Origin of the sequence: Corynebacterium sp. HMSC072A04 (assembly GCF_001809235.1) — a bacterium.
Lineage (GTDB): Bacteria > Actinomycetota > Actinomycetes > Mycobacteriales > Mycobacteriaceae > Corynebacterium > Corynebacterium hiratae.
In genome coordinates this window covers 36,677-56,855 of the sequence record NZ_KV796793.1, presented here as the reverse complement: position 1 = coordinate 56,855, position 20,179 = coordinate 36,677, and the positions used below count along the sequence as shown (strand labels likewise).

At 59.5% G+C, this 20,179-nt stretch carries 15 protein-coding genes; 10 read left to right on the top strand and 5 right to left on the bottom strand.

Features of this window, described 5'->3' with window-relative positions; all coding sequences use genetic code 11:
- Positions 1 to 203 precede the first annotated feature (203 nt).
- The 5 genes from HMPREF2565_RS08100 to HMPREF2565_RS08080 all read left to right on the top strand — a co-directional run bounded on the left by HMPREF2565_RS08100 (position 204) and on the right by HMPREF2565_RS08080 (position 6,364).
- Entirely contained in the window at positions 204 to 1,223 is a 1,020-nt protein-coding gene (locus tag HMPREF2565_RS08100) for a PAC2 family protein (RefSeq protein WP_071407127.1), read from the top strand.
- A 99-nt stretch (positions 1,224 to 1,322) separates the two neighbouring features.
- The gene (locus HMPREF2565_RS08095) at positions 1,323 to 3,896 is read left to right on the top strand and encodes a DEAD/DEAH box helicase (RefSeq protein WP_071407126.1); all 2,574 of its coding nucleotides are present in this window, start codon (positions 1,323 to 1,325) and stop codon (positions 3,894 to 3,896) included.
- Positions 3,897 to 4,077: 181 nt separating this feature from the next.
- Positions 4,078 to 5,103: a PTS sugar transporter subunit IIC gene (locus HMPREF2565_RS08090; protein WP_369816161.1), complete on the top strand. Its 1,026-nt coding sequence runs from the start codon at positions 4,078 to 4,080 to the stop codon at positions 5,101 to 5,103.
- Positions 5,104 to 5,131: 28 nt separating this feature from the next.
- Positions 5,132 to 5,509 carry a hypothetical protein gene (locus HMPREF2565_RS08085; RefSeq protein WP_046648216.1) on the top strand — a complete coding sequence of 126 codons (378 nt, stop codon included), beginning with the start codon at positions 5,132 to 5,134 and terminating at the stop codon, positions 5,507 to 5,509.
- A gap of 144 nt (positions 5,510 to 5,653) precedes the next feature.
- The gene (locus HMPREF2565_RS08080; protein ID WP_071407125.1) at positions 5,654 to 6,364 is read left to right on the top strand and encodes a VIT1/CCC1 transporter family protein; all 711 of its coding nucleotides are present in this window, start codon (positions 5,654 to 5,656) and stop codon (positions 6,362 to 6,364) included.
- A gap of 137 nt (positions 6,365 to 6,501) precedes the next feature.
- Here the strand turns inward: HMPREF2565_RS08080 and HMPREF2565_RS08075 are convergent, their stop codons facing one another.
- Positions 6,502 to 7,035 carry an alkylhydroperoxidase, AhpD family gene (locus tag HMPREF2565_RS08075; RefSeq protein WP_046648220.1) on the bottom strand — a complete coding sequence of 178 codons (534 nt, stop codon included), beginning with the start codon at positions 7,033 to 7,035 and terminating at the stop codon, positions 6,502 to 6,504.
- A gap of 44 nt (positions 7,036 to 7,079) precedes the next feature.
- Complete coding sequence (locus HMPREF2565_RS08070) at positions 7,080 to 7,673, bottom strand: peroxiredoxin (protein ID WP_046648222.1); 594 nt, start codon at positions 7,671 to 7,673, stop codon at positions 7,080 to 7,082.
- Between the two features lie 173 nt (positions 7,674 to 7,846).
- On the opposite strand from HMPREF2565_RS08070, the gene HMPREF2565_RS08065 reads away from it, so the two are divergent.
- Entirely contained in the window at positions 7,847 to 8,806 is a 960-nt protein-coding gene (locus tag HMPREF2565_RS08065; protein WP_071407124.1) for a hydrogen peroxide-inducible genes activator, read from the top strand.
- 164 nt (positions 8,807 to 8,970) lie between these two features.
- On the opposite strand, the gene HMPREF2565_RS08060 is transcribed toward HMPREF2565_RS08065, so the two are convergent.
- Positions 8,971 to 10,053 carry a hypothetical protein gene (locus HMPREF2565_RS08060; protein WP_070700476.1) on the bottom strand — a complete coding sequence of 361 codons (1,083 nt, stop codon included), beginning with the start codon at positions 10,051 to 10,053 and terminating at the stop codon, positions 8,971 to 8,973.
- A gap of 110 nt (positions 10,054 to 10,163) precedes the next feature.
- On the opposite strand from HMPREF2565_RS08060, the gene hrpA reads away from it, so the two are divergent.
- Entirely contained in the window at positions 10,164 to 14,039 is a 3,876-nt protein-coding gene (gene hrpA, locus HMPREF2565_RS08055; RefSeq protein WP_071407123.1) for an ATP-dependent RNA helicase HrpA, read from the top strand.
- A 4-nt stretch (positions 14,040 to 14,043) separates the two neighbouring features.
- On the opposite strand, the gene nrdR is transcribed toward hrpA, so the two are convergent.
- Complete coding sequence (gene nrdR, locus HMPREF2565_RS08050; protein WP_046648225.1) at positions 14,044 to 14,502, bottom strand: transcriptional regulator NrdR; 459 nt, start codon at positions 14,500 to 14,502, stop codon at positions 14,044 to 14,046.
- Positions 14,503 to 15,279: 777 nt separating this feature from the next.
- On the opposite strand from nrdR, the gene lexA reads away from it, so the two are divergent.
- Both lexA and HMPREF2565_RS08040 read left to right on the top strand, forming a co-directional pair.
- Positions 15,280 to 16,002, top strand: coding sequence for a transcriptional repressor LexA (gene lexA, locus HMPREF2565_RS08045; RefSeq protein WP_071407122.1), 723 nt, complete (start codon positions 15,280 to 15,282; stop codon positions 16,000 to 16,002).
- A 372-nt stretch (positions 16,003 to 16,374) separates the two neighbouring features.
- Entirely contained in the window at positions 16,375 to 17,157 is a 783-nt protein-coding gene (locus HMPREF2565_RS08040; protein ID WP_046648229.1) for a DeoR/GlpR family DNA-binding transcription regulator, read from the top strand.
- Positions 17,158 to 17,259: 102 nt separating this feature from the next.
- Here HMPREF2565_RS08040 and ptsP read toward each other — a convergent pair whose 3' ends face one another.
- Positions 17,260 to 18,957, bottom strand: coding sequence for a phosphoenolpyruvate--protein phosphotransferase (gene ptsP, locus HMPREF2565_RS08035; RefSeq protein WP_071407121.1), 1,698 nt, complete (start codon positions 18,955 to 18,957; stop codon positions 17,260 to 17,262).
- A gap of 236 nt (positions 18,958 to 19,193) precedes the next feature.
- Between ptsP and pfkB the strand changes: the two genes are divergently transcribed.
- Positions 19,194 to 20,165: a 1-phosphofructokinase gene (gene pfkB / locus HMPREF2565_RS08030; RefSeq protein ID WP_071407120.1), complete on the top strand. Its 972-nt coding sequence runs from the start codon at positions 19,194 to 19,196 to the stop codon at positions 20,163 to 20,165.
- Positions 20,166 to 20,179 lie beyond the last annotated feature (14 nt).

The window sequence follows — 20,179 nt, the reverse complement described above, 5'->3', positions numbered from 1 at the left end:
GACATGCTGGCACAACGGATGGCCATGTGGCATGCTTGAACGATCATCACCAGTGCCCATGATCAATCCCAGCTCGGCTTGGCAAGGAACGCACAATCGCAGCTGGGAATAGGTAGTAGCCCTACAGCGTTGCAAGGCACAGAACGCTGATTAGGTCCGTACGCTTCTAAAGAAGCGCACGGATAGAAGGAGGAGTCACAATCATGCAGGAAGAACGGGGCCGCATGTATGAGCTGGAGTATCCCGCACCAGTGGTCAAGGACGATTCCGCCCCAGGCAATGGCCCTACGATGATCGTGGCCATGAATGGCTATGCCGATGCGGGCCAGGCCGTCGAAGCCAGTGCTGATCACCTCAAAGCCGCGTTGGAGAACCGCCAGCTGGCTTCGTTTAATAATGACGAGCTTATTGACTACCGCTCTCGCCGCCCCGCCGTCACCATTGACCACGACCGCACGGTAGAAATTGAGAACACCGATCTGGGCATCAAGGTGCTCCGGGATAACTCCGGCACACCTTTCCTGCTGCTTTCTGGACCGGAACCGGACTTGCGCTGGGAGGCATTTACGGACGCGGTGGTGAACTTGGTGGAAAAGTTCGATATCAAGAACACCATCATGCTGTACTCGGCCCCTATGCCGGTGCCGCACACCCGCCCCACCGTGGTCACGGCGCACGGCAATGAGCCGGAGCTCCTTAACTCCATGGTGCGCATGGAATCCACCATGATGGTCCCGGGCGCCGCCGCCCTGTATATTGAGCGAGCCTTGGATAAGAAGGGCCGCCGCGTTGCTGGATACACCGCTCATGTTCCGCACTACCTTGCGGCGTCTCCTTACCCGGCCGCCACGCTACGGCTGTTAGATTCGGTCGCCTCGGCGGTTGACCTCAACATTCCGCTGGGCAGCCTGGAAGCGGACGTTGCTCGCATCAACCAGCAGTTGGAGGAGCAGGTTACCGATTCTGAGGAGATCGCTGGCGTCGTACGTCAGCTAGAAGAGCAGTACGATGCCTACATGGAGCGCTACCGCTCCCGCCACCCGCAGGCCATCATGCCAGGTGAGGAGCACATGCCCACTGGCGAGGAGATCGGTGCGGACTTTGAGGCCTTTCTTGCTGGCCTCGATGACAGCTCGGACATCCTGTCCGAAGATATCGATGACCGCGAAGACAACTACGGCCGCGATGAAGGCCCCGGCTTAGACATGGATGACGACGTCTAAGCATATCTTGCCCAGCCGCACAATTAGAGGCAGGGCAGTGAAGTTGGGGCGCAGGGCCGACGCTCTGGTTAATAGAGCTTTTCGCCTAAGGTGGGACGGGTGAACCTTTCTCAGATGTTGCCCGATCTCGCCGAAGTCCCCGAGTCGATGGTTGATGAGGCCATCTGGGACACATTTTTGTCCTGGACTTCCGGCCGCGGTATCTCGCTTTACCCGGCGCAGGAAGAGGCCTCCCTTGGTGTTCTCGCCGGGGATAACGTCATCTTGGCCACCCCCACCGGATCTGGTAAGTCCATGGTGGCCAACGCCGCCCACTTCACTGCTTTAGCACGCGGCCAGCGCAGCTTCTACACCGCTCCCATCAAGGCCTTGGTGAGCGAAAGGTTCTTCGCTCTCTGCGAGATTTTCGGCCCCGAGAACGTCGGCATGATGACCGGCGATGCCACGGTCAATGGCTCCGCCCCGATTATCGCCGCCACCGCTGAGATCGTGGCCAATATTGCGCTACGCGATGGCGCAGAAGCCGCCATCGATCAAGTGATCATGGACGAGTTCCACTACTACTCCGAACCCGATCGCGGCTGGGCCTGGCAGGTACCGCTCCTGGAGCTACCGAAGGCCCAGTTCCTGCTCATGTCCGCCACCCTGGGTGATACCGCCTGGCTGGAGAAGGATTTGACGGAGCGTACCGGCCGCACGACGACTCTGGTAGCGGGAACAACTCGCCCAGTGCCCCTCGACTTCTCTTATGTCTTTTCCGCGGTCCACGAAACAATCGAAGAATTGCTCGCCGATGGCAAAGCCCCTGTCTATGTCGTCCACTTCTCCCAACGCGAAGCCTCAGAGCGTGCGCAGGCGCTCACTTCGCTGTCGAAGATCATCACCGCAGAGGAGAAGGAGGCCATTGCCGCGGAGCTCGCGGGCTTCCGCTTCACCACGACGTTTGGCAAAGACCTCTCTAAGCTTCTGCGTAAGGGAATCGGTGTCCACCACGCTGGCATGCTGCCGAAGTACCGGCGCTTGGTTGAGCGCCTGGCCCAGAAGGGCCTTCTCAAGATTATTTGCGGCACCGATACTTTGGGTGTGGGCATCAACGTCCCCATCCGTACAGTGCTGATGACGGGTTTGGCCAAGTATGACGGGACCCGCCAGCGCATTCTGAAATCCCGTGAGTTTCACCAGATTGCCGGCCGCGCTGGCCGCGCCGGTTATGACACGGAAGGCACCGTCGTAGTGCAGGCGCCGGAGTATGAGATTGAGAACGCCAAAGCGCGGCGCCGTGTGGGCGATGACCCGGCCCGCCTCAAGAAGCTGAAGAAGAAGTCTGCGCGCGACGGTGTAGTGTCGTGGTCGGAGCAGACTTACGCCCGGCTTATCGACGCCGAGCCGGAGCAATTGACGTCCCAGTTCCGAGTGTCCAACTCCATGTTGCTCAACGTGCTCGCCCGCCACGGCAACGGCTACGAGCACCTTAAGCACCTGCTCCGCACGAGCCACAACACGCGCGCCCGCCAGAACGAGGACATCCTCACAGCGTTGAGTCTGTTCCGAGGCCTCCTCAATTCGGGCGTGGTGCAAAAGTCTACGAAGGGGCTCGATATCTACGGCCGCCCCTACCACGTGGTCCGTGAGATGCCGCGCGATTTCGCCCTCAACCAGCCTTTAGGCCCCTTCGCGCTAGCGGCACTCACCTTGCTGGATCCCGAGTCCGAGACCTATGCCCTCGATGTCATCTCTGTCTTTGAATCGGTGCTGGATGATCCACGCCAGGTGCTTATTGCTCAACAGAAGCAGCGGCGCGGTGAGGAGATAGCAGCTCTCAAAGCGGAGGGCGTGGACTATACCGAGCGCATGGCCATCGTGGAAGACATCACGTGGCCAAAGCCCCTGGAAGAACTCCTCGAACAATCCTATGAGACCTTCTGCCAGACCAACCCATGGGCTAAGGAGTTCGAGCTGCGGCCTAAGTCTGTAGTGCGCGACATGCTGGAGAGCGCCATGACTTTTTCCGATCTCGTCGCCACCTACGGTCTTGCCCGCTCGGAAGGCGTCATTTTGCGCTACCTGACGGATGCCTGGCGCACGCTCAAGCAGTCGATTCCCGCGGAGTTCCTCACAGAAGAACTCGAGGACATCATCGTCTGGCTCGGGGAGCTTATCCGCCAAGTAGATTCTTCGCTTGTCGACGAGTGGGCTGAGATGGCTGGCGAGGACTCCCCCATTTCCCAGGAGGATTTGGACCGCGAGTTGGCCTTTGGAGTTGAGGATCCCACTGCCTTGACCGCGAATCAGCGGGCTTTCAGCATCATGGTGCGCAACTACTTCTTCCGCCTTGCTCAGCTCTTTGCCTTGGAGAAGGAAGAGCGCTTGGCAAACCTATTGGATTACTTGGAGGAGATCCCCGACTTCGGCCGCGCCCTCGATGACTACTTCGATGATTACGATGACATCGACACTGGGCCAGCGGCTAGGGGGCAGGAATATTTTGTCTTGGATAAGGGTGACACGGGCTCGGGCGCTCGTGGAGTTGGCGGCTCGCGGTCGTGGACCGTGCGTCAGATCCTTAAGGACCCAGAGGGTGATAACTCCTATCAGCTCGTTGGCATCGTAGATCTCGATGCCTCCGATGAAGCCGGGGAAGTACGGCTTTCTGAGCTGCGCGTGGAGTACTAGGGCGCATAAGCAGGGACTATTAATACCCCCTTTTCTGAATTAATATTTTCCGTTCATCGCATATTATTCGCATGATTGGAGAATGAGCACGGCACAACAGATAGACGAACGCAAGCTTTCCCCAATTCCTCACGCCAGCGCAGCCCCCGCGGCCGAGCGCCTCACACCCGGTTCCTTCACCATGAAGGTCCTCAACGGCATCTCCATCGCCGTCGTGGTGTCGCTGGTTCCGCAAGCTCTACTGGGCGAACTGGCCAAGGCTCTGCTGCCCTTCTGGTCTGGCGCCGCCACCGTCATGGCCCTCACCGGTTTGGCCGCTAGCCTTTTGCCCGTCATGATCGGTGTCCTCATTGGCATCGAATTCAAGATGACACCCATCCAAACCGCCGCGGTGGGTATTGCCTCCTTCTGCGGCTCCGGCGTGGCCACAGTGAATCCCGAGGGCGGCTTCTTCCTCAAAGGTACTGGCCTTGTGATTAACTCAGGACTTACCGCAGCCATCGCGGTGGGACTGCTTCTTTTCATCGGCGATAAACTCAAGAACTACTCAATCTTGCTGCTCTCCACCATTGTGACTCTGGTCGCGGGCACGATTGGATGGGTAGTCACTTACCCCGTTGTTAAGGTCTTCACCCTGTGGTTGGGCAACTTGGTCAACGGCGCAACCACTTTGCAGCCGGTCCTTATGGGCGTGGTCCTCGCTATCCTCTTCGCCATCATGATTGTCTCCCCAGTCTCCACCGTTGGCATTGCCACTGCCATCTTCATTGACGGTGTTGCCTCCGGTACCGCCAACCTGGGTGCCGTGGCCGCCGGATTTACCCTTCTGGTTGCTGGTTGGCGCGTCAACGGCTTCGCCACCTCCATCCTGCACGTCCTCGGTTCCCCCAAGGTGCAGATGGCCAATATGCTGTCCAAGCCAGTGACCTTCCTCCCGGTACTTTGTTCCGCGGCAGTTTTGGGCGGGGTCGGCGGCGCCCTAGGGATTTCCGGTACCCCGATTTCCGCCGGTTTCGGCATCTCCGGCCTGATGGGCCCCTTGGCCGCCCTCAACTACGAAGGCTGGGGCTGGAGCGCTGGCAACGTAATGATTATCACCTTTGTCTACCTCGTCCTGCCGCTCGCCCTTGCGCTGCTCTTTTGCTGGCTCTTCGAGAAGGTCCTGCATCTCACCAAATCTGAATACTTTTCTCTCGATTTCACATAGCCACGTGGGGAGTACAGTGGGTGGCGCTATGAATACCCCAGACTCCCCAGCCACCAGTATTCGCCTCGCGGGCGTTCACTTTGAAACGCAGGATGACGCCGTCACGGTCCACTGGCTTCTCGGAGGCCTTCCTCACCACCGTGACGTCGTGTTTAAGCTGCACACCCTCGATCTTCAACTCATCATCCACTTCGAGCGAGACCAGCTCGTCTCCATGGAAATCGCGTCTTTTGGTGAGGACACCAGGGATGCCCACCGGCCCGTCGATTATCACTACACGTACACCCCCGAGGAGCTCGTTGTCACCGTGCCAACGGCTCATTTTGAACTCACCGACCAGGTTTTCACCATGGGGCTGTCCGTGGATGGCGCCGCCTGTGGCGAATGGACTGGCACTATTGTCTAAGCCTTCGCTCCCTGCATTCAGCTAAGCCTACACACGCTTTACAGGGCGTTGACCAGCAACAATACTGGAGAGTAAGAAGTTCTCTAGACAATTGCGAGAGCACTAGAGCACGACGCGGCCACTCTGGACATCGAGGAGCTGGCAATGCCCCACCATGGCAACGAACCCCACGGATCTTCACACAACGCGCGCCTCAACTCTTTGCGGGCAGGCGTTCTTGGCGCCAACGACGGTATCGTCTCTGTCGCCGCGCTTCTACTCGGCGTGGTGGGTTCGGGGGCGTCGGCAAGCACCATCCTCACCGCAGGCTTGGCAGCCACCGTGTCTGGCGCCGCTTCCATGGCGCTCGGAGAATACGTCTCGGTGTCCGCTCAGCGTGACTCCGAGCGGATGATGATCGACAAGGAGACCCGCGAGCTGGCGGAAATCCCCGAACAAGAGCATGCCGAGCTCGTTTCCATGCTCGCCAGCTACGGCATGCACACCGAAACCGCGGACACTGCCGCCCGTGAGATCGCTGCCGAGGATAGACTTCTCGAAGCACACCTCCGGCTTGAAATGGGCATCGACGGCGAAGACCTGACAAATCCATGGCACGCGGCGTTCTGGTCGGCCATAGCTTTCCTCGCCGGCGCCGCACTCCCCCTGTTGTCGATCTTCCTCGCCCCCATGAGCATGGCTGCAGCAACAGTCGCCATCGTTACCTTGGTCGCTCTTGCCATCACAGGCTACGTCTCCGCCCGCCTCGCCGACACGAACACTGGGCGTTCCGTGCTCCGCCTCGTCATCGGTGGTGCACTGGGCCTGGCCGTCACTTATGGCATCGGCGTCGCGTCCGGCGGGGTCGTCGGCTAAAGGCAGGAAGAGAACTGTCCCACGCGCCCTCTGCACACCGACGCCCCTCCCCGACGGGCCCCAAAACAGAAAGTCCCACCTCCCGCCAAATGCGGGCAGTGGGACTCTACGGTTAGCTAGGAAAGTGCTAGCTGGCTTTACTCAGCGGAGCGTACAGCTTCGGCCTGCAGCGCCTGGGCCACGGCCTCGATGACGCCAGCTACCTTGATGCCTTCCCAGATCTGCTCCTTGGTCACGCCTTCCTCGAGGAGAGTATTAGCGTGTGCGGACAGGCAGTGCTCGCAGCCGTTGATGGCGGAGACAACGGTGCTCCACAGCTCAAACGTGGCCTTTTCCACGCCGGGCTTAGCAATGATATTCATGCGCAGACCAAACTTGACCTGGGCAAAATCATCGCCCAACCAGCTCTTTGCACGGTAGGCCACGTTGTTCATAGCCATCACCGTGGCGGAGCCAAGAGCTGCGTCAATTGCTTCCTCACTGAGGTGCTCGCGGGCTTCCTCGAGAATCTCCGACAGCACCAGATCATTGCGGGTCGCAGCGGCAGCAGCGACCAAGCTACCCCACAGCTGCTCCTCATTCAGCTCGGTGGTGCGTGTAAGGGAACCAATGTTGAGCTTCTGATCCTTAGCATATGCCGGAAGCGCGGACTTCAGGTTTTCGATAGACACTGATGTAACTCCTTTAAGGTTGGGCGGTTGTGCTTACTGCTGGTTTACAGAGCGGACTGAACAACCTCGAGCTTGTCGATGTTCTTCGTCGGGTCGTTAGCCTCCCAGTTGCAGGCGCAGACCTCTTCGGACTGCAGCGCGTCCAGCACGCGCAGAACCTCATCAACGTTGCGGCCGACAGCATCCGGGGTCACGGACACGAACTGAATGACACCGTCCGGGTCGATGATGAAGGTTGCGCGGTCAGCAACACCGTCGGCGTTCTCCACACCAAGGGCACGGATCAGGTCGTGGCGGATGTCAGAGAACATCGGGAACGGAACTTCCTTCAGCTCCGGGTGGGTTGCACGCCAGTTGAAGTGTGCGAACTCGTTATCGGTGGAGCCGCCAAGCACCTGGGTATCGCGGTCCAAGAACTCCTCATTCAGCTTGCCGAAGGCGGCGATTTCGGTCGGGCACACGAAGGTGAAGTCCTTCGGGTAGAAGAACACGACCTTCCACATTCCCTGGTACTTGTCCAGAGATACCTGCTCGAAGTAGTCCTCCGGCTGGTTAGCGTTAACGTCGTGGAGGTCACCGCCCTTCAGTGCGGTCAACTCGAACTCTGGGAACTTCTCGCCAACGGTCAGGATAGGCATTAAAGGCTCAACTCCTTATAGTGTCACAACAATGCATAACTGTGATGCAAATCTCTACGACCACACGTCAATCTGCCTTTTAGCAGGTACGCGGTCGCTCACCTGCCAAGTATGCCACGGAAGGCTTCGCGCGTCAATAGGACCGACGAATTAGAAGTGTTACAGTTATAGGCATGAACAATAAGGAGTATCGTCCGACCCTCGCCCAGTTGCGCACCTTCGTCACGATCGCAGAGAACAAGCACTTTGGCTCCGCGGCCGCCAAGCTCGATATCTCCCAGCCTTCGCTCTCCCAAGCCCTCGTCGCGCTCGAGCAAGGACTGGGAGTGCAGCTCATTGAACGCTCCACCCGCAAGGTCATCGTGACGTCCACCGGCGAGATGCTCCTGCCCTATGCAAAGGCGGCCCTCGAAGCCTCCGATGCCTTCCTGAGCCAAGCCCGCGGCGCCAACGGCACACTCACCGGTCCCCTCACCATCGGCATCATCCCGACCATCGCGCCCTATATCTTGCCGGGTCTGTTGCGATCCATCGATGATGCTTACCCCGATTTGGAGCCCCGCTTCGTCGAGGAGCAAACCCAGCATCTTCTGAGTAAGCTGCGCGAAGGAAACCTTGACTTAGCCGTTGCTGCACTACCCACTGAGGCTCCCGGCATGGTGGAGATCCCTCTCTACACCGAGGCCTTCACCGCAGTAACTCCAGCGGCGCATCCACTCGCAGGGCGCGATGACCTCACGCTGTCGGAGCTCGAGCATCTCGATTTGCTCTTGCTTGATGACGGCCACTGCCTCCGCGACCAAGTCCTCGACCTGTGCCGCCGCGCGAAAGTGAACCCCTCCGAGGCCACCAACGCCGTCACGCGCGCCTCGTCATTGACCACTATTTTGCAGCTTGTCATGGGAAACCTCGGCGCCACACTCCTACCTGAATCCGCACTCGTTACGGAATGCCAGAACCCGCAGCTTGCCGTTGCTCGCTTTGCCCCTTCGGTAACAGCAGAGCGCCAGGTGGGGCTCGTTTTTCGCTCCTCTGCCGCCCGCGCCGATGAATACCGCACTTTCGGGACACTGGTCACCAGCGCATTTGAGGACGCCGTCGAGCGCTCTCGGGACCTCTTTTCGTCTCCCTAGTCAGCTCCCTCTGATCAACACGCGTGCCCCAGCGCGACACTCAAAACGCCAAAGCCGCCACTGACCGGCCTCCTTGTCTAGGCCCTCCTCTGTGAAAGGGCTATCCGAAGAGGACAGTCAGGGCGGCGGCGCGCGTTAAATGCGCTACGTGTGGCCTTTAGTGTTTAGGCTGCGGGGGCATAACGCCCTTGACACTGGCGGCACAGGTGCGCGGTTGCCAGCTGCATAGCCGGTGCGATGACTACCAGCGCCAAGCCCAACGTGATGAAGGACGCGGCAAACATGAGAGCCGTAAGAACGATGAACAGCAGGATGTGGCTGTAATTCTGTTTGCCTAGCTTGAGCCCCTGCGAGAACGCCTCACCGATTGAGGAGGTATCCGCTGCCAACCAGGGCATGAGGGTAAAGAAGGGCAGGATGAATAGCCCGATCAGCATGAGCACGGCGAGAATACCGAAGATGGAACCGACGAGCGCGAGAATCTCCCCGTCTCCGAGGTTCTCGACGTTCTGCATATCCATTGCAGAGGCCCCGCCGAAGCCCACAGCAAACACAATGACGACAACAATCACGAGGGCTATAGCGCCAAGAATACCCAGGACCAGGTTCACCACAAGCGGCGACACCCAGCGAACACCTTGGAAAAGAGTGCCCCACGTGGGGCTTGGCTTATCGATCTCGCGATAGGCCAAGCGGTACACAATCAAAGAGATAACGATGGAGAGTATAGACACGGCAAAGGAGAAGAAGCTCACCATGACGCTCGCGCCCGTACCATCGGCGTTCTGCTCGCCAACGCTGATGCCAATTTGTGGAATAACCTGAATAAAGAACACCACGACAGCACCCAGCACCCACAGCATCGCATTACCCAGCGCAGCCTTGAAGCCCCATTTGATCGCCTCTAGGGCGCTGACTGGGCCCGTGTAGGCAGGGCCGGCGCCCGGACCAGGGCCCTCATATCCGGAATCGCCTCCGTAGCTTGCCCCGGCGTATCCCGGCTGACCGGCGTTGTAGGCGCCATAGGAATTGCCACCATAGGGCTGAGCGCCGTAGGACTCGCCACCGTAATTGCCATAACTGCCGGACTGGCCGAAGCCAGCCTGATCCTCTGGGTGCGTGGTGGGTTCATACCGCGGCAGGCCGCCATTGTTTCCCGAGGAGTTATTGGCGTTGTTTCCCGGATTGTTGCCGAACCCGCCGTGGGAGCCGTTGTCATCCGGTTTCGGATCAAAAGGATTGGTCATACACTTCTGCCCTTCTGTAATCTCTTTTCACACAGTCACCACAAGAGTACCAATTTCTCCACCTCGACCTGTGAGCGAAAAGCACTTCCGAGTAGACTTCTAGGTCGACTATGACTGCTACTCGCGAAGACCTCTACAACGCCCTCACGACAGTTTCCTTGAGTGATGAGCGTGCTTTCCGCCGCCGCCTCCGCAAGGCTCGCTCCCCCAAAGCGCTTGCAGCTATCGGGGCTGATATTGCATCTGCCCAGGAAAAAGTGAGCGCCATCGACGTAAACGTGCCGTCGATTTCCTACCCCGAGCAGCTTCCCGTTACCGGACGGCGGGACGATATCGCCGAGGCCATCGAGAATAATCAGGTGGTCATCATTGCCGGCGAGACTGGTTCGGGCAAGACCACTCAAATTCCCAAAATTTGTCTAGAGCTCGGCCGTGGACGCCGGGGTCTCATCGGCCATACCCAGCCGCGACGACTCGCAGCACGGACCGTCGCCGAGCGCATTGCGGAGGAACTCGGCCAATCAATCGGGGACTCCGTTGGCTACGCCATCAGGTTCGATGACCGTGTCTCCTCGACCACAGCCGTGAAGCTCATGACCGACGGCATCCTGCTGGCGGAAATGCAACGCGACCGCTTCCTCAACGCCTACGACACGATCATTATTGATGAGGCCCACGAGCGGTCCCTCAATATCGATTTTCTCCTCGGCTATCTCAAGAGGCTGCTTCCCAAGCGTCCGGATCTCAAGGTCATTATCACCTCCGCGACGATCGATCCGGAGCGTTTCGCCGAACACTTCGCTGACGCTGAAGGGAAGCCCGCGCCGATCATCGAAGTGTCCGGGCGCACCTACCCGGTAGAAATCCGCTACCGTCCCCTCGAAGTCGAGTCAGGGGGAAAGACCATTGACCTCGATCCACTGGACGCCCTGTGTGAAGCCATCGAGGAGCTCATGGCGGAAGGCGAAGGAGATATCCTGTGCTTCTTCCCAGGCGAGCGCGATATCCGCGATGCAATGGAAGCGATTGAGGGGCGTCATTGGCGCAACGTGGAAGTCACTCCGCTCTTTGGGCGCCTGTCCAACCAGGAGCAGCATCGCGTTTTCCGCTCACACAAGGGGCGCCGCATCGTGCTCTCCACCAACATCGCCGAAACCTCCCTGACGGTGCCGGGCATTCGCTATGTCGTGGATACCGGAACCGCACGTATCTCGCGCTACTCCACCCGCACTAAGGTGCAGCGATTGCCCATCGAGCCGATTTCCCAAGCCAACGCTAACCAGCGTTCAGGGCGGTGTGGTCGCGTGGCCGATGGCATTGCTATCCGTCTGTATAGCGAGCAGGATTTCCTCTCCCGGCCGGAGTTTACCGACCCTGAGATTCTGCGCACTAACCTAGCCAGCGTTATTCTCCAAATGATTTCGCTGCGCCTCGGCGACATCGCTGATTTCCCCTTCGTCCAGGCCCCAGAGCCCAAAGCCGTGCGTGACGGCCTGCTCCTCCTCCACGAGCTGGGCGCACTCGAGGGCAAGGAGAAAGACGGGCTACCGGTGCTGACACGCATTGGGCGGGATCTTGCCCGCATCCCGGTAGATCCGCGCATGGCTCGCATGCTCGTTGAAGCCAACACCTCCGGATGCCTGCACGACGTCATGGTCATCGTTGCCGCGATGACAATCCAGGATATGCGCGAGCGCCCCATCGACAAACAGGCCCAAGCCGACCAGGCCCATGCTCGCTTTAAGGACAAGTCCTCAGACTTTATGGCGATGCTCAACCTGTGGGACTTTGTCCAAGAAGCTCGCGATGAGATGAGCGGCAATGCTTTCCGCAAGCGGATGAAGGCAGACTTCTTGCATTACATGCGCATCCGCGAGTGGTTTGATCTGGTTCGACAACTCAGGGATGTCGCTAAGCAGCTCGGTTGGACGGCCCAGGAGAGCACCGAGCGCCGAGCGGATGACATCCACATGTCCCTGCTGTCTGGCTTGCTGTCCAATATCGGCGCACGCGATGGAAACTCTAAGGAGTTCATTGGCGCACGAAATACCCGCTTCCTCATCTTCCCCGGTTCAGCACTAGCAAAGAAACCGCCAGAATTTCTCATGGCGGCTGAGCTGGTGGAGACCTCACGTTTGTGGGCCCGCGACGTAGCGGCCATCGACCCCGCTTGGGTAGAAAAGCTGGCCAAGAACCTGCTCAAGCACAACTATTCGGACCCGACGTGGTCGCGCAAGCGGGGCTCCGCGGTAGTCACCCAGCGCTCGACCCTCTACGGAGTCACCGTGGTGGCCGATCGAACCGTTCCCTACCATCGCGTCGATCCCGTTGCGGCACGTGACATGTTCATCCGCAATGCGCTTGTCGACGGCGACTGGACCACCCACCATAACTTCTTCCACGACAACAAGCGCAAGCTTGCCGAGGCTTCCGAATACGAGGAAAAAGCACGGCGCCGCGGCCTCGTTGTGGACGAGGACACGCTCTTCGACTTCTACGATCAGCGCATCCCGGAATCTGTGACCACTGCCCGGCACTTTGACTCGTGGTGGAAGAAACAGAAAAACAAGCATTCTCTGGACTTCGACCCAGAAGCACTTCTCGAGGATGACCACGATGTCACCGAGGACGCCTTCCCGGATCGGTGGTTGAAGGGAAGCATCGATTACGACCTGACCTATAAGTTCGAGCCAGGTGACCCGCTTGACGGCGTCACGCTCAGGGTTCCCGTTCCACTGCTGGCCGGATTGGATACTGAGGGATTCGACTGGCTCGTGCCGGGCCTGCGTCTAGAGCTTGTCACTGAGCTGATCCGCTCGCTACCGAAAGCGCTGCGCCGTACTGTGGTTCCGGCCCCCGAGTTCGCTGAGCGGGCCTTGCCCAAGCTCCTTCCCTATGAAGGAGCGCTCATCGACCAGCTCGCAGCTGTGTTACGGGACATGGGCGGCCAGGGCATCAACGCGGCTGACTTCCGCCCTGATCAGCTCCCGCCCCATTTGCGCATGAACTATGCCGCAGTGGACAAGCGGGGCAAGATCATCGATTCCGATCGCGATTTGAAGGCGCTCGTGCAACGCCAAGCCGGGCATATCTCGTCCTCCGTGTCGCGCGTCGGCCGCGCCGCCGAATCCGCTTCCGTCAAGGAATGGTCGGAAGACACGCTGGGCGCTATCGATGAGGAAGTGACCACGGTGGTTGATGGGCATGAGGTCACCGCTTATCCTGCACTTGTCGCTACGAAGGAGGGCGTGGCGCTGAAGGTGCATCCAACCAAGGCGGCTGCCGACGCCTCCATGATCACCACCACCCTGACGCTGCTACTCCGAGAGATTTCCGTAAACACGCAGCATATGGTCAAGGGCCTGCCCCTGCAGCAGCGGGTTGCTGTCGACGCCTACCCGCACGGCGGGGCCGAAGGTCTCGTCAACGATGCTCGGGTCGCCGCAGTACGCGACATCATGATGGAGAAGGGCGGGCCGGTACGAAGTCCTGGTGAATTCACCACTCTTCTCAACGCGGTTAAACCGGAGGTGCCAGGCCGCGTCCGCCAGGCGGTGGTCGCGATCGCCCCAGGCTTGGCAGAGTATTCGAACCTCAACGCTGAGCTCAATCAGTGGGAGGGGCCGGCAATCGATGATATTCGCGGTCAGCTGAAGTTCTTGTTGCCCCCGAATGCGATCACTATGCACGGCATGCAGCACCTTCGCCACCTGCCGCGTTATATCCAAGCCGCGCGCATCAGGCTCGAGGACATGAATCTAGACCCGGATCGGGATGCCGACCGCCAAGCCGATGTCGACGAAGCGAAGGCATATCTGAACAATCGTTTGCGCACGCTGCCCGCCGGCCGCGAGAAGACCCGTGAGGTCAAGGACATCTACTGGATGATCGAGGAGTTGCGCGTATCGCTCTTCGCACAACGCCTGGGTACCGCGCATGCGGTGTCCGTGCGGAGAATCCAAAAAGCCGCGGACAAGCTGCGCTAAAACGTTAGAAGCTGTCGCGGTCGCGCCGGCGCATGAGGCGAATTTCGGATTCAAAGTCGTCGGCGCTCTCAAAAGACTTGTATACCGAGGCGAAGCGAAGATAGGCCACCTCATCGAGGTCACGCAGGGGTTCCAAGATAGCAAGGCCGATATCGTTGGCGTTGACTTGTGACGATCCGTGACTGCGCACGGTTTCCTCGACCTCTTGCGCAAGCTTTTTCAAGGCATCATCGCTAACATCCCGCCCCTGGCACGCGCGCTTCACGCCGCGGATTAGCTTGTCCCGGCTGAAAGGCTCGGCCAAGCCATTACGTTTGACCACCGACAAGACAGCCTTCTCGATGGTGGTAAACCGGCCTCGGCATGCAGCACACTCGCGACGTCGGCGAATTGACGTTCCACTGTCGATCACTCGGGAGTCAATCACTCGTGACTGTTCGTTGTGACAGAACGGGCAATACACTGTGCCGTATCCTTCCTCTCGACCGCTGCGCAGACGCCTTCCGGCCCCTCGGGAAGTCTAGCGCGAAGAAACAACCGCTGTGGCTGATGCACCGCTAGCGCTAGGGGCCTCACCATCAATACTAAGACCACCCCACACGGTGCCGATAAATACCGCTGCACCGAAAACTGCTCCAAGAACATAGTTACCTACGTTCGAGCCGCTACGGCGAGGTAGGGACGCAGCACGCTGGTATGAAACTGAGGAATCCCCTATTCGATCTGTGCGCCCCTGTGTTCTATCTCTCGGCTCGAGCGTTCGAACACGCGACAAACCACTTTCACGCGTTAACGCGAACGAGTGACACCGCTCAGGTTCCCACACGGCCGCGGGCGGGACGAGCACAGGACCCTTTCCGGACTTCTCGGGAGTTACTCCATGCAGAGCAGAGCTGGTATTAAGTGCAATGGCCATGACAGTTCCTTTCCAGGACTTCTTCTTCATTGTGGTGATGCCTGAAGTGTAAGAGCGAGGTTCGACATCGTCGAACACTTCCATCGACCAACCGTTCGATTTGGTCTGTATGTTCGATTTATAGCAGGCGCTCGAAAGTTTGTCCACATCCAAGCGGCGTTAGTCGAACATTTTTTCTTTACGTGCTAAAAAGGAAACGGAAACACCAATACGGCGCACGCCACGATGAGCAACCAACGAGACGTCACCGCGATGCCCACCAGCGTCCTGCACGCCTCAACCCGACGCGCTGTTTTGCGCACACCGATAGCCCTAGGAGTAAGAATGCCCCGCAAGCCGAAGCGAAGCGACCAACCTACCCTCGACTCACTTTCCGCCCGTCAGCGCCGCATCTTGGAAGTCATCCATGACGCTGTCATGCTGCGCGGGTACCCGCCGAGCATTCGTGAAATCGGCGATGCAACAGGCCTACAGTCCACGTCTTCCGTGGCCTACCAGTTGAAGCAACTAGAGGAGAAGGGCTTTCTTCGCCGCGATCCAAACAAGCCGCGCGCCGTTGATGTGCGCCACTTCCCCGGCGCCGACGATCCAAAGAAGCCGGGCCGCAAAACCGGGCAAGCCAACAGCACAGCAGGGCAGTCCACTCCCGACGTCCCCGAGGATGCAGCAACGCCGAACTACATCCCAGTAGTCGGCCGCATCGCCGCAGGCTCTCCTATCACCGCCGAAGAAAACATCGACGGCTACTTCCCCATGCCAGGTGAGATCCTGGGAAGCGGCGAGCTTTACATGCTGCAGGTCGTCGGCGACTCTATGCAGGACGCCGGAATCCTCAATGGCGATTGGGTTATTATCCGCTCCCAGTCCGTCGCCGAAGAAGGCGAATTCGTCGCTGCACTCCTCGAAGGCGAAGAAGCAACCGTTAAGGAATTCCACCGCGATTCTTCTGGAGTGTGGCTCCTCCCCCACAACGACGCCTACGCTCCCATCAAGGGCGATGAGGCCGAAATCATGGGCAAGGTTGTATCGGTGTTCCGCAAGCTTTAGGCACCCCTAAGCCACAGCTATCCCTCCCCCAACCGGTTGCCCACGCCACCGCTTATTTCCACTCGGTGCGGGCGAACTGGACGGAGGGATTTTTTCTTTTTACCCCCTTGTGTGTGTACATGCCCGAATCGCGCCGTTTAAGCGTCCGACATCACACATTTGCAAACATGCAGTATAAACATTGTTTTTCTCGCACGTTTGCCGCCAGCAATGTGAGCTTTTATTTGTTTGGTTCCGTTTTGTTCGCATTCAGTGGGACAATAGAAGCATCGCCGCAACATTCGTTGCTCTCTTCGCTCACATGCCCCGGCCCCACTTATTATCACCGCCGGGCGCAGCGACTACCACAGGCAAACTTCACTGGGAGGAACTATGTACGCAGAAGAGCGTCGCCGACAAATTGCGTCATTGACCGCCGTCGAAGGCCGAGTCAATGTCACTGAGCTTTCCGAACGCTTCGATGTTACCGCTGAGACGATTCGCCGAGACCTCGCGGTCTTGGACCGGGAAGGAGTTGTCCACCGCGTTCATGGCGGTGCAGTTGCTTCCCAATCATTTCAGACTGCAGAATTTACACTCGATACTCGTCAGCGTTCCGCCACGGGCGCGAAAATGGCTATCGCCCGCGCCGCACTAGAGCAGCTTCCCGACGGAGGCAGTATCTTCATCGACGCTGGAACTACCACCAACGCCCTCGCTGACCTCATCGGACAGCGCTATTCTGCTGGCCAGTTCAGTATTGTGTCGAATAGCCTACCGATCGCCCTCTCGTTGGCCAGCAATGGTGTTTCCGAGGTGCAGCTCCTAGGCGGCACGGTGCGCGCGATCACCCAGGCCGTCGTCGGCGATACCGCCCTTCGCACCATGGCGCTGATGCGCGCAGATGTTGCTTTCATCGGCACTAACGCCCTGACCATCGACCATGGGCTATCCACGGCGGACTCACAGGAAGCAGCTATCAAGTCGGCCTTTGTTACCAACGCGCATCGCGTCGTCGTCTTGTGTGACTCGTCGAAGCTCGGCAATGACTATCTGGTCAGCTTTGCCTCGCTCGATGAGATTGATGTCGTCATTACGGACGCCGCTGCTCCAGCCGCCTACGTCGAAGCCCTGCGCGAGCACGGCATCGACGTGATTATCGCTTCGGAGAAATAGGCGGTTTCACCCCAAGACCGCGTAAGGGAGGTGTGGTTCCCCGAGGGGCCTCTCGGGGAACCACACCTCCCTGTTTCAGCAGCGGCCTAAACCAAGCTAGAGCTACGAGGCAGTCTGGTATTCCTCCAGCAGCGCAATCACTGCGGATCGCGCATCCGCTGGGCTTTCGGCGTTGATAGCCGCCTCCGCCATCTTCTGGCACTGCTCGAGTGTGAGCTCAGCCAGCTGTGCACCAACGCCCGCAACTGCGGTCGACGCTGCGGACAGTGAGGTGACGCCAAGGCCAGTCAGCACGCAAGCGAGCATGGGATCGGCGGCGGCCTCACCACAGACACCAACCGGCACATTGTTATCGCGACCCACCACGCACGTGTGCTGGATCAAACGCAGCACGGCCGGCTGCCACGGATCGGTCAGGTAGGCCAGCTGCGGCGACAGGCGGTCCGCGGCCATCGTGTACTGCGTGAGATCGTTGGTACCGATGGATACGAAGTCGAGGTGCGGCATGATGGTATCGGCCATCAGGGCCGCTGCAGGCACCTCAATCATCGCGCCGGCGATGAGCCCGCGCTCACGGCACAGTTCGGCAAACCACTTCGCCTCTACTGCCGTGGCCACCATGGGAGCCATGACCCAAGTGGTAGCACCATCAGCACGCTTTTCCGTGGCCTGTGCGATGGCGTCGAGCTGACGGGTGAGAAGCGCCTCGTTGTTTCGGGCGATACGCAAACCGCGGACGCCCAAGGCTGGGTTCTCCTCAGAGTCCAACGTGGCGTAGGAAATCGGCTTATCCGATCCGGCGTCGAGCGTTCGAACGACGACCTTGGATTCGGGGAAAGCGTTGAAAACCTTGCCGTAGATGCGTGCCTGCTCCTCCACTGTCGGTTCTTCGCTGGCAGAGAGGAAGGAAAGCTCCGTGCGGTACAGGCCGATCCCCTCTGCCTGCGAATCCGAGGCGATGCGAGCCGCGTTCCCGTCGGCCACGTTGGCCAACAGCTGCACGCGATGACCGTCCTTGGTCTGGGCAGGGCCACGCCACTCGGCCACCCGCGCTGCCTTCTCGCGGTATTCTTCTACCGCCTTGAGGGAGGTAGCGCGATCCGCGCCCAGCGCCACGGTGCCCATCGAACCGTCTACGAAGATCTGGGTTCCCGCTTCAATCGAGCGGAGATCAGCGCCAACTGCGACGATGCACGGGAGGTCCAGCTGGCGGGCGATGATTGCGGTATGGCTCGTCGGCCCACCAAGCTCGGTGACCAGTGCCTTGATATGTGTAGTGTCCAAGGTAGCGGTATCCGCTGGAGCGAGGTCATCCGCCAGCAGCACCGCCTCGCCTTCGACCATGGGCAGGCCCGGTTCCTGTTCACCGCGTAGCTGTGCAATCACGCGATCGCGCACGTCCTTGAGGTCGGTTGTGCGCTCTGCCATCACGCCGCCGGCGGCCTCAAACATGGTGACGAACCTGTCTGTTGCGCCGACGACCGCATACTCGGCGTTCTTGCCGCTACGAATACCCTTGCGCACTGCCTTGTGCCAACCTCGGTCCTTGACCATTCCGGCGGTAGCACCGAGAACCTCAGCAGCCTGGCCTTCAGCCCCAGCTGCACGCTGCTCAAGGCGGCTGGCAACAATGTCCGCCGCTTCGAGGAAGCGATCGTACTCAGCATCGCGCTGCTCCTCCGGCACGGTTTCTCCCGCCGTGGGCAGTTCTGGGCGTGGGCGGACCCACACCGCCTCAGCGTATGCAACGCCGGCGACGACGCCGGTGCCTTTAATGGTGGATGGGGATGCGTTTTCCATGACACATATCCTTACGGAGACGATGTTTTCTCTATCCAGATCATCACAAGTCGGTCAAAAATGCAACGAAAACCACAGTGATTCCGTTGACATTCGGGCACATACGGGCAATAATCAACATTAAGCAACATTAGTTTCACGCTGACCACGGGCAATCTGCACCGAAGTTCTTGTTCGAGCCGCCGCGGCGCTTTTGCCCCAATATACGCACTCCGCGAAAGGGGACATTGTCCACGATGATCCTTACTTTGACCCCCAACCCGAGCATCGACGCCACGGTGCGCCTGAACGAAGAGCTCCAGCCCGGCGCTGTGCATCGCGCCGAGTCTGTCTCCAGCGTTGCTGGCGGTAAAGGCGTCAACGTTACGCATGCCGTAACGCTCGCCAACGTCGACAGCTTGGCGCTGCTTCCCGCCGCCCCCGCTGATCCTTTCTTGGCCCTTGCTGATGACGCGTCCATCCCCGTACATGCAGTACACACGGCCGGCGCGGTGCGCACCAATACCACTCTGACCGAGCCAGACGGCCGGACGACCAAACTCAACGGTCCCGGCCCCACGCTCGATGAGTCAGTTCAGCAAGACGTGGCACAGGCCGTTGCTGAACACTGCGCCAACGCCGAGTGGATCGTCATGGCGGGCTCTCTTCCCCAAGGCGTTCCTACAGATTGGTACACGCAGCTCATCTGTGTCGCGCGCGAAGCCAACCCCGGCATCCGTGTAGCCGTCGACACCTCCGATGCCCCTATGGTGGCTCTCGGAGAAAACCTCGAAACCGCCAGCCCCGACCTCATCAAGCCGAATGGTCTTGAGCTTGGCCAGCTAGCCAACGTGGATGGTCAGGCCCTCGAAGCTGCCGCCGAGAACGGTGATTTTAGCGGTGTGGTCAAGGCCGCGAGGGTCGTCGTCAAGCGCGGCATCCCCGAGGTTCTCGTCACCCTGGGTGGCGCTGGCGCAGTGCTGGTCACTGCCGATGAAGCGTGGGCCGCTACTCCCCCGCCGATTACCCTGCGCTCTACCGTGGGTGCCGGTGATTCTTCACTCTCCGGCTATATCCTCGCCCGCCGCTCGGGTGCCTCCTACTCGGAAGCCCTGCGCCAAGCGGTGGCCTACGGCTCGGCTGCCGCAGCACTCCCGGGAACCCAGATACCAACCCCTGAAGAACTAGATATCGAACACACGACGGTTCAGGCCGTCACCGACTTTTAGCAGTACTGAGGAGT